Below are 8581 nucleotides of genomic sequence, written 5' to 3'. Positions count from 1 at the left end.
AACAAGTGCATTGCCAAAAGTGGGGCGGATGAACAAAACTCATCATCAGTTTTTCAATCCGGCTTTTGTACTATATTTATGCTGATGAATAAAATTGCCCCACCATCGGCAATGCGCGAACGTTGTAAGCCATTTTATTTGGACACATTCTAAATTTAAAATCACTCATATTTATTGACAAAACATAACTTTTTGACTATATGATGTCTCACGAACCACAACGACAAGTCCTTAAATCTACCTTGACTAATCCGAACCCAGGAATTACTTCAAGCATATCAAAGCCTTTATTAGGTATCGGGTATAGACTTGTAAGACCACCGGAAACGCCTTTCAACAAAGGCAATGTTCTTTTTGCAATAACAATGACTTGCCAAATTACATTCGCTCCAGACACAACGTATAGTTTTGAAATGAGGAGTGTAACTGAAATTATTGACAACAAAAAACCATTAGCTGTTTGGGCTTTGAAAATGGTATCTGATAAAGAATTAATCCAATTTGACAAAGCTGTTAATGAGGATATTAAAACAAAGGGAGTTGTTTTTATTGACCCCATTGAAAATATCTTTGCCGACAAGGACATAGAAAATGAAATTAAGATTGAACTGGATGAATTTTTAAAGCAATAGGTTCACATTCAAAAACAGCTTTTCTTTTTGGTTCAAACATTGGTTCGTTGAAATCAATATTTAAAGGATAAGTTCTTTGTACTATTTCAATAGTTCCCTCGGGACAAGAAAAACGGCTTACAACATGAGTATTGGCAATATTTTGGCTGGACGTTGGAGCATTCGACTGTAGCTCGTTTTCATCTTCGGTTCCTGCTGGAAATTCTTTGTTGTTCATTTTGTTCTTGTTTTAAACTTTTAGTTAATAATTTTACTTTAGTCACTCGGCGGAAGTTTTTCAAATCCCAAAACATCGCCAATACTTTAACGTTAGTTGCAAGTGGCAGACGTTCATTATTCAGCGACATACCACCTGTATTTATTTTTTTGCTCACGCACCTTTAATGCAGTCAGGCTGTGTTTTGTTCATTCACCCAAATTGCTTCAACAGTTTTTACACGCTGTCCTGTTATTTCAATCAATGGTCTAAATGGTAGCCATTTTGCTTTTGTATTTTCGCAAACAATCACTTGCCCCTTTCTGCTCTTGCACCAATCAGCCAATTCACTATAATCAACATCGTTTACTAAGTAATGCTCACCACCAAATTGATAAGGTGGGTCTATGAACCATGTTGCTTCAACGTCAGGCAAGTTTCTATAATCACCAAATTGTACTTGCCAATGTTTTATTTCATCTAACCAGTTCGCAATCCGTTCCAGTTGGTAAGAAGTTGTGCTTGCCCAATCAGGTTTTGCTGCAACTTGGCAACTCCATTTTTGAACAATACTCTTTGGTGCTGTACTTCCTCTGTTAATGCAGAACCCTATCAAATCCTTATGAGCCTCATGTAAATCAACTCCGCTAATATTCTGCCCAACAAAATAATCCTTGTTAGTTAATAACAAATCAGAAGTAGCAGACTTCACCAACCATTCCCAAATATTAAAAATGATAGAATATTTTTCATTCAGCAGCACATTCTTTTTGCGGTGCAACACACTATACCAAGCCGCACCAGCAAAAGGTTCAATTATTAAATCGTGTTTTGGTTTTGGATAGTGTTTAGCTATCTTACATTTGCTTCCGTAGTAACTCCACATTCTGTTTTTCTTTGCCTCGTGCCTCGGCAATTTGCTCCGCAGCACAAAAAAATAAATACAGGTTCAACTTTAGTTTTCCAATGTAGCGGCAGGAAGTAAATTCCACCTGCAACTAACATGGGGTTTGCCAAAAGTCAGGCTGAACCTATACCTGAACATTTGAACAATTTGTAAGCAGTATCTATCAATGAACTTCAAGTTGCCAAGTCCTGCCCTTCGGCAAGCCCTGTTCGTTACAAGCCATATTAACCCTTTATGCCAAAGATTTTAACTGCTTTTATCTTTTCCATTTTGACACTTGCGACATTTGGACAAAATAAGATGCGACCACCTGACCAATTAATTAACACGACCGAACCGGGCTGGACACTCGTTCAACAGTGGATTAGCAAAGCCAAGAACAAAGTAGAAGTGCTTCCTTGCGACACTGCAAAAGCAAAAGATGCTTTGTATAAAACACAAGTGACGACACGTTCACCAATGGGCGCAATCATTTATTCCACTGGCGGACTGCTCATTGACAATGGCTGGATACGCATTTTAGGTTCTGGCAGTACAAAACTGGCTCGGACACTTCCTGATTGGAACAAAGGAAAATCATTCAAAGAGTTTGGTGAGCAACCGTCTTTTCTTTTAGTAGCTGATGATGCAATCGGAGGTTTCTTCGCCATTAATGGTGGTGCATTTGGTGCTGACGCCGGCAAGCTCTATTATTTATCGCCGGACAACTTAGAATGGGAGCCGCTTGACCTGACATATACGGAGTTCTTAAACTTCTGTTTCAGCGGAAAACTTAATGACTTTTACAAAGGTCTTCGATGGAAAGGATGGAAAGAAGAAGTTGCACAACTGGACGGTAATATGGTTTATAGCTTCTATCCGTTCTTATGGACCAAAGAAGGTAAAGACATTGATAAAGTGTCAAGAAAACCTATACCTGTTGAGGAACAGTTTAGCTTTATGCTGGACATGCGCAAGCAACTTGGGCTGACCAAAAACGGCTTGTAACATGCGGTTTGCTACCACAGCGGCTGGACGAACATGTGCTGAATATGAGTAATTCTCTATTAAACTACATATCTTTATCCAGGCTGACGAACCCCGGAATGCCGCTGCAGCAGCAAGCCTTTTACGTTGCCTGCAACCCTCTGTAACAGCTTCAAAGGGTTAAACGAGATTGACAACTAAGAAAAATGAACACTGTAATCGCAAGTTTGATTTTAGTTTTTGTTGCAATAGCCTTTGCGGCAACAGTGATTTCAGGACTGCTTAAACTTGTTTTCTTTTTCAAGCAAAAGGACACATACAGACACATCTTAAAGTTTGGACTTTTGGGCGAAATGGCTGGACTGATTATAATGTTTGCAGTTTGGTTACTCTACCGAAATGAAATCAATAATTGGGGTGAGCCGGAAAGCATAATTGCTATTCCTTTTTACTCAATGCTTCTTGGACAATTGATTGGAACGGTGGTGACATATCGCAACAACAGAAGACTTAAAACCTAATTCATTTGTTAGACAAAATCGGAGAAATATTATGGTTTGCTATGTTCTTCACTCCTGTGGTGACAATTCCCGTAGTTTGGCGACGAAGTTCGCAGCCGAAAGTATTCCGAGTTTTGATTGGACTTGGAATAGCCTTATTAATATCATTTGTTCTCTTTATCATTAGCTGGACAATTTTGTTGCGTGACGGACTTGGACCTACATAGGATTAAGGGCAGCAGGCAACATGCGGTTTGCTGCTATGCTGGCTGACACTTCGCAGCATCAACTTTTTGTTCGTTTATCAGCAGCAGTTCCAGCCGACATTACGCTATTGAGCAACAGAATATATTTTGTACTTTGGTTTTTTAATAGGCTTCGGTTGCCAGGCTGACGAATATAAAATACCAGCACAGCAGCAAGCCGTCAACGTTGGTGGCAATACAAAATGACACTTCACGACTAACTAAACTTTTCACATAAGAAAAATCAAACAATGCAAGCAATCGGAGGACTTATAGACGACATTATCGTCTTAGGCATTTTTATTTATTTCTCACTTTTAGTAAGCGGCAAAATAAAATTACGACAAGAAAGGCAAGAAAAATTTGATGCAATGATGGAACGAAGAGGAACGCTTTTTAAAATACTTGCTTATGGTGGCACAATAATATTTGCTGCACTTATTTTAATAGGTATATTTTCTTTTAAAGACAAATCACAAAATGCGTTTAATGTAAGCACACAACCTCGACAATGGACACAAGCCGACAAAGATGCAATGACTAAAGCCTGCATTGAAAACGCAAAAAATAGTTACGCAAAAGACCCAGTTAAAACCACTTCGCTTTGTGAGTGTGTTACAGAAAAGTTTACTGCAAAATATACTTACGACCAAGCACAAGAGTTAGGTAAAAAATCACGACAAGAACAAATGGACTCTGCGTTCATACTTATAAAATCTTGCATGAATGACACAGCAAATACAAAATAAAATGTACTGCCACCAACACAGGTATTTGCGTCAGCGGGGCTGACGAATGTCAGCATCAGCAGTTGTATGTTTTAGCTTCAGTACGTGCTGACATTGCGCTATTCAGCATTTGTTTTTTATCTTCAACAAAATATTTTCAATTAAGCATTTGTAAATCGGCTGGACGTTTTTCAAATATCCCGCCGAACGCAAATACTTCAACGTTGTAGGTAAGGCTATTTGGACACATCCTGCAATTACTAACATTAAAACTTTCTTATGAAGATAAGACTTTTACTTCCACTCGTTTTGTTACTCCTTGCATTGTCATCGAAAGGACAAACAACTAAAGGATTTAAAGAATACCGGTTTACATCAAGCTTTCAAGTTGACAAGACACTAAGCGGCAATCTTAAGAGGGATAATCGGAAGGTTTCTATTTATTTCAAAGACCCAAAGCCTATTACAAAAGTATCTGATGACGCTAAATTTGAAGATTTACCAACAGGAAAATTGATAATAAAATATGAAAACATTAAAGAGCCAATAGAAATTGAGATTAAGTACTTCGGAAAATATGATTTCGGAGAAACGAAAAACCAATCTCTTTATGGGATTACAAAAACTTGGTTAGATTACAATTCTTTTATCTTTGTAAATAAACCCACCTTAATAGCAGGTAAAATGTGGAATAATGCGCTATTAATTGGGAATATGAACGCAGACAACGGAAATATCAGTGTGTATACAGTTTATTGTTGTAATTAGTGACTGTATCATTTAAATAGCTATCTCAATAACTTGAGTATGCAAATCGCAAAATAAAATCGCAGCTTGACAGAGCTATTCTGTTGAAACATAAAACCTTCAACAATGGTTTTAGTTTTTGCGACCGTTCTTGCGCTGCTAAATGTAGTAGCGACAATTTTGACTATTATTCTAAGAGTTCTTGAACTTCAAAAGAAACTTAAAGAATGATTTGTAGACCTGCATTTCGGTGCAGGTTTACTATTTTTAGCATGCTTTATGGACAATTCGTAGAAGCCCTACCTACAACAGTGTGTTTATAAAATTGTGGCGGGACGTTAAGCATTCAACTATAAATCAGTATTTTGCTTCTGTGGTTAATTGAAACTGACGGTTTTCAAATGCCACAACTTCATAAACACTTTAACGTTGTATGCCATTCGGTGCGACAGTCCGCTAATCACAGTCTGTTGACAAATTCTTTAGCAATCACTCTTCACTTTGACTATTTTTGAATAATGGAAGTACGGACAGACTTATACCTTGGTGACAGCGCAGAACAGCTTAAAAAGTTGCCCGACAATTCGGTTGACCTCATTGTGACATCACCACCTTATGCAGACCAAAGGAAAAACACTTACGGCGGCATCCATCCTGACAAATATGTTGAGTGGTTTTTACCTATTTCCAAGGAACTTTTAAGAGTTCTCAAGCCGACAGGAACTTTCATTTTAAACATCAAAGAAAAGGTTGTTGAAGGTGAACGTAGCACCTACGTTATGGAACTAATTATAGAAATGAAAAAACAAGGATGGCTTTGGACGGAAGAGTTCATTTGGCATAAGAAAAACTGTTACCCAGGAAAATGGTCGAACCGTTTTCGTGATGCTTGGGAACGACTTCTTCAATTCAATAAAGAGCGTAAATTTCACATGTATCAGGAAGAAGTTATGGTTCCAATGGGTGATTGGGCTAAATCCAGATTGAAAAATCTTTCAGACACCGATAAAATTCGTGATAATTCAAAAGTAGGTAGCGGCTTCGGAAAAAATATTTCGAATTGGCTGACGAGAGACAAAGCATATCCGACAAACGTTCTTCATCTTGCAACAGAATGCAGCAACAAAAATCATAGTGCTGCATTTCCAGAAGAACTTCCTGAATGGTTTATCAAACTCTTTACAAAAGAGAACGACACAGTATTGGACCCCTTTATGGGTTCGGGGACAACATTAATTGTAGCAAACCGAATGCTTCGTAACTCTATTGGAATTGAAATAATGCCAGAATATTACGACATGGTTAAGGAGCAACTAAAGCCAGTAGAACTTTATTTATTAGAGCCGAAAGTAAAATATGGAAACTTTGAACCTGAAAGACGTAGTAAGGTACGTTGAAGAAAATATTGGCACATTTCACCAAAAGAGAATTACAGGATTACAGGACTTGAAACTGAAAAGAGTTTTGAGTAAGAAGAACCCGTACTTATTCAAAGCCAAGTACGTTTTAACTGCACAAGACATTATCAAGAGTTTGACTGATGCTTTCATTTCTTCCCAGGAAGAAACCATATTTGGCGATTGGCTTGAAGGACTTGCAATTTTTGTAAATGAAAAGGTTTACAAAGGCAGAAAATCAGGGATTATAGGAATAGACCTTGAGTTTGACAAAGACGGCATTCGTTATATTGTTACAATAAAATCTGGACCGAATTGGGGAAACAGCAGTCAGATTGCAAAGTTGGTCGCAGACTTTAAAACAGCAAAAAAGACACTTCGTACAAGTAACTCACAGCTAAACATTGTTGCAGTTAATGGTTGCTGCTATGGCAGGGACAATCAACCAGACAAAGGAGATTACTTTAAATTTTGCGGTCAAAGGTTTTGGGAGTTCATTTCTGGTGACACAGACTTTTATACTAAAATCATTGAGCCATTGGGACACCATGCAAAAGAACGCAACGACGACTTTATGCAGTCCTACGCTCAAATGATAAACAAGTTCACTAAAGAATTTGCTGACACCTTTTGCAAGGACGATGGTTCTATTGACTGGGACAAGTTGGTACGTTTTAATTCGGCGACAAACGACCCGACAAGATGAACGGCATACAACAGGAGTATTGCCAAAATGCAGGCTGACGGAAGCCGTGTTTCAGCTTTTGTTTTTCAATTTGGCTGCATATCCAACTTGAAGTTATAAATTAAGCTATGCGAAAAATCATCAACATCTATCTATAAATTTGGCATCAGTGAGCCGTGGCTGGACGAAATTCTATTTCCTGCACTTCGGCAATACCTGTCCGTTGGCAGCAATTCAGTACCTAAAATCCGTAAAGTGAATTATTGCCATCGGCTCCATGTTGTATTTATCTTCCATGACAATGCCGCCTTTGAACCATGCAGCAAAATCTTCTAAAGACAAACCGTCATTACGAGCAAGTTTTTTTGTCCTGACATCACTTTCAACTCCGTCTATAAACCAGCCAAGCGGTGTCCATTCAATTTTTTGCAGACCAACTTTGTTTAGCTGCATCAATTCAGTTTGAGCAGAGCGGTAAGGTTTACCAGACCATTCACGAATGCACAACACAGCCTTACCATTGTTTATTTCTGAAATACGTTTCTGCCACAGTTCATAATTGCCTCTAATGGTGTGTATTTTTTCGCCTTGCTGTACCTTGATAAAGAAGTTTGTCGGCTGTCCAGCTTTCGGGTGTGTTGACATGAAATTCTTTGATAGTGTGAGAACGTACTTCTTCAAAGAACTGCTGCCAACATTTGCTTTATGCAATGGTGGCTGAACAGCAACACTCATCGCCATATTTTCAAATAAACTGTTTTGCATAATTTCAACTTTAAATTTTCAAAATTCCACCACTGCATAAAGCAGTTACCGTTGGCAGCCATGTTAATTGACACACTCTAATGACGAAAAAAGCAATACTCGTTACTGCGACATTTATCGGATTTTGTTATTGTTTCCGTTTTGGTTACATCTGGACAGCATACGGACATGGTGGACAAATCTTAGGTGTTCCGTTTGCTCTTATAATGCTTTTTACAACAATTCTATCTTTTACGGCTAAAACAAACAAAGGCAAAGACACAGCTTTTATTTTTGGAATAATTTACTTTTTGACGCTTGCTGCTTTTAGTGTTACTATTGAAATCATCAGAGCGACAATGACAAACTATTTTGATTTCTTGTACTACGAGCCAAACGGCTATGTTGACAAGATATTTTTAAGTTGGTTAATAATTGGTGCAGTTGCTTTTTTACTGACACTGCGACAAATGCGAAAGAAAAGATTAGAAGACGGTAAATTAAAAGTTGACACTTTCTCTATGTAAAGTAAACATCGACAAATCAGTATAAAATGTTGCTTATAATTGACAGACGAAAACACGGCTGCCAACATCAGGTTTGCTGCCATAGCGGCTGACTCAAGCCATTCAGCAACAATTCGCTATTGAGCTTTAGTAACTATATTTGGTCTGACGAATCGCTAACGCCGCTCCGGCAGCAAGCCTTCAACGTTGTGCGTCATTTTAGAGAGACCCTACATTTCAAATCTTAATGCTTAGCGAGAAAGACTTTTTTTGGAAAAACTTTAGGCTTGGAACTGAATTACAGAATTCCGGAACATTTATTTATAAC

11 protein-coding genes are annotated in these 8581 nt (G+C 38.1%); 8 read left to right on the top strand and 3 right to left on the bottom strand.

The window, feature by feature from the left end; genetic code table 11:
* Window positions 1-200 precede the first annotated feature (200 nt).
* On the top strand, window positions 201-632 hold the full coding sequence (locus FC093_RS23170; protein WP_137264203.1) for a hypothetical protein: 432 nt from the start codon (window positions 201-203) through the stop codon (window positions 630-632).
* Here FC093_RS23170 and FC093_RS23165 read toward each other — a convergent pair.
* Complete coding sequence (locus tag FC093_RS23165; protein WP_137264202.1) at window positions 598-849, bottom strand: hypothetical protein; 252 nt, start codon at window positions 847-849, stop codon at window positions 598-600. The genes FC093_RS23170 and FC093_RS23165 overlap by 35 nt on opposite strands.
* Before the next feature lie 172 nt (window positions 850-1021).
* Entirely contained in the window at window positions 1022-1714 is a 693-nt protein-coding gene (locus FC093_RS23160; RefSeq protein ID WP_137264201.1) for a DNA adenine methylase, read from the bottom strand.
* 255 nt (window positions 1715-1969) lie between these two features.
* On the opposite strand from FC093_RS23160, the gene FC093_RS23155 reads away from it, so the two are divergent.
* The 6 genes from FC093_RS23155 (at window position 1970) to FC093_RS23130 (ending at window position 7024) form a co-directional block, all read left to right on the top strand.
* Window positions 1970-2722 (top strand): DUF2625 domain-containing protein, encoded by a 753-nt coding sequence (locus FC093_RS23155; protein WP_206106672.1) that lies wholly within the window; start codon window positions 1970-1972, stop codon window positions 2720-2722.
* Window positions 2723-2907: 185 nt separating this feature from the next.
* Complete coding sequence (locus tag FC093_RS23150) at window positions 2908-3222, top strand: hypothetical protein (RefSeq protein WP_137264200.1); 315 nt, start codon at window positions 2908-2910, stop codon at window positions 3220-3222.
* 475 nt (window positions 3223-3697) lie between these two features.
* A complete protein-coding gene (locus FC093_RS23145) occupies window positions 3698-4195 on the top strand; it encodes a hypothetical protein (protein WP_137264199.1) in 498 nt (165 codons plus the stop codon).
* A 258-nt stretch (window positions 4196-4453) separates the two neighbouring features.
* Complete coding sequence (locus tag FC093_RS23140) at window positions 4454-4942, top strand: hypothetical protein (RefSeq protein WP_137264198.1); 489 nt, start codon at window positions 4454-4456, stop codon at window positions 4940-4942.
* Window positions 4943-5439: 497 nt separating this feature from the next.
* On the top strand, window positions 5440-6318 hold the full coding sequence (locus FC093_RS23135; protein WP_137264197.1) for a DNA-methyltransferase: 879 nt from the start codon (window positions 5440-5442) through the stop codon (window positions 6316-6318).
* Window positions 6287-7024, top strand: a complete 738-nt coding sequence (locus FC093_RS23130) for a PmeII family type II restriction endonuclease (protein ID WP_206106671.1) — start codon at window positions 6287-6289, stop codon at window positions 7022-7024. The genes FC093_RS23135 and FC093_RS23130 overlap by 32 nt, the downstream gene beginning before the upstream one ends.
* Window positions 7025-7237: 213 nt before the next feature.
* Here FC093_RS23130 and FC093_RS23125 read toward each other — a convergent pair whose 3' ends face one another.
* Window positions 7238-7768, bottom strand: a complete 531-nt coding sequence (locus tag FC093_RS23125) for a hypothetical protein (RefSeq protein ID WP_206106670.1) — start codon at window positions 7766-7768, stop codon at window positions 7238-7240.
* An 80-nt stretch (window positions 7769-7848) separates the two neighbouring features.
* Between FC093_RS23125 and FC093_RS23120 the strand changes: the two genes are divergently transcribed.
* Entirely contained in the window at window positions 7849-8274 is a 426-nt protein-coding gene (locus FC093_RS23120) for a hypothetical protein (protein WP_137264195.1), read from the top strand.
* The last annotated feature ends 307 nt before the right edge of the window (window positions 8275-8581 follow it).

Source organism: Ilyomonas limi (assembly GCF_005233845.1).
Taxonomy (GTDB): Bacteria; Bacteroidota; Bacteroidia; order Chitinophagales; family Chitinophagaceae; genus Ilyomonas; species Ilyomonas limi.
The sequence above is the reverse complement of the archived record's forward strand: the minus strand, read 5'-3'. Positions and strand labels throughout refer to the sequence as shown.

What these genes read in the sequence shown, in the direction of transcription:
- FC093_RS23170 (WP_137264203.1), top strand. Translation starts at nt 201, where the DNA reads ATGATGTCTCACGAACCACAACGACAAGTCCTTAAATCTACCTTGACT.
- FC093_RS23165 (WP_137264202.1), bottom strand. Translation starts at nt 849, where the DNA reads ATGAACAACAAAGAATTTCCAGCAGGAACCGAAGATGAAAACGAGCTA.
- FC093_RS23160 (WP_137264201.1), bottom strand. Translation starts at nt 1,714, where the DNA reads ATGTGGAGTTACTACGGAAGCAAATGTAAGATAGCTAAACACTATCCA.
- FC093_RS23155 (WP_206106672.1), top strand. Translation starts at nt 1,970, where the DNA reads ATGCCAAAGATTTTAACTGCTTTTATCTTTTCCATTTTGACACTTGCG.
- FC093_RS23150 (WP_137264200.1), top strand. Translation starts at nt 2,908, where the DNA reads ATGAACACTGTAATCGCAAGTTTGATTTTAGTTTTTGTTGCAATAGCC.
- FC093_RS23145 (WP_137264199.1), top strand. Translation starts at nt 3,698, where the DNA reads ATGCAAGCAATCGGAGGACTTATAGACGACATTATCGTCTTAGGCATT.
- FC093_RS23140 (WP_137264198.1), top strand. Translation starts at nt 4,454, where the DNA reads ATGAAGATAAGACTTTTACTTCCACTCGTTTTGTTACTCCTTGCATTG.
- FC093_RS23135 (WP_137264197.1), top strand. Translation starts at nt 5,440, where the DNA reads ATGGAAGTACGGACAGACTTATACCTTGGTGACAGCGCAGAACAGCTT.
- FC093_RS23125 (WP_206106670.1), bottom strand. Translation starts at nt 7,768, where the DNA reads ATGCAAAACAGTTTATTTGAAAATATGGCGATGAGTGTTGCTGTTCAG.
- FC093_RS23120 (WP_137264195.1), top strand. Translation starts at nt 7,849, where the DNA reads ATGACGAAAAAAGCAATACTCGTTACTGCGACATTTATCGGATTTTGT.